This window comes from Pseudomonas sp. SID14000 (genome assembly GCF_002165135.1).
In the GTDB taxonomy this organism is placed as follows: Bacteria; Pseudomonadota; Gammaproteobacteria; order Pseudomonadales; family Pseudomonadaceae; genus Aquipseudomonas.
On record NZ_NFZQ01000098.1, the window covers coordinates 1 to 453 of the forward strand.

The 453-nt window shown below is 72.4% G+C and carries 1 protein-coding gene; it reads left to right on the top strand.

Annotated elements, in window-relative coordinates; all coding sequences use genetic code 11:
- Nucleotides 1–363 (top strand): nuclear transport factor 2 family protein (locus tag CAY82_RS27540; RefSeq protein WP_170931137.1); only part of this gene is annotated, 363 nt, incomplete at its 5' end.
- Nucleotides 364–453: the final 90 nt, after the last annotated feature.

A 453-nucleotide genomic window follows, 5' to 3' on the forward strand; every position in this document is an offset into this window, starting at 1 on the left:
CGCTATACCGACGCCAGCGTGGCCACGGACGTCGACGGGCTCGCGGCACTGCTGCGGGACGACGTCCGCAGCTCGATGCCGCCTACGCCGGGCCTGTACGTCGGCCGCGACGCGGTGGTGAACGACTGGGTCGAGGGCGGCTTCGAGGGCATGAAGGGCCTGCGCGCCGTCCTCACCTCCGTGAACCGGCAGCCTGCCGTCGCCTTCTACCTCTGGCGGAAGCAGGAGGGCGCGTACCTGCCGCTGACGATCGACGTCCTGCGCGTCACCGGCGGGGCGATCACCGAGATCGTCACGTTCCACGAGGACCAGTTCCCGCGGCTCGGGCTACCGGAGCGCCTGCCGGCGTACGGCACGGAGTAGTACCGGTGTGGACGCTCGCGCTGCGCGGTGGCGCGCGTGTCGCGGTGGTCGCGGCGGAGTGGTGCGACGCGTTCGGCGTCGTCACCCGCG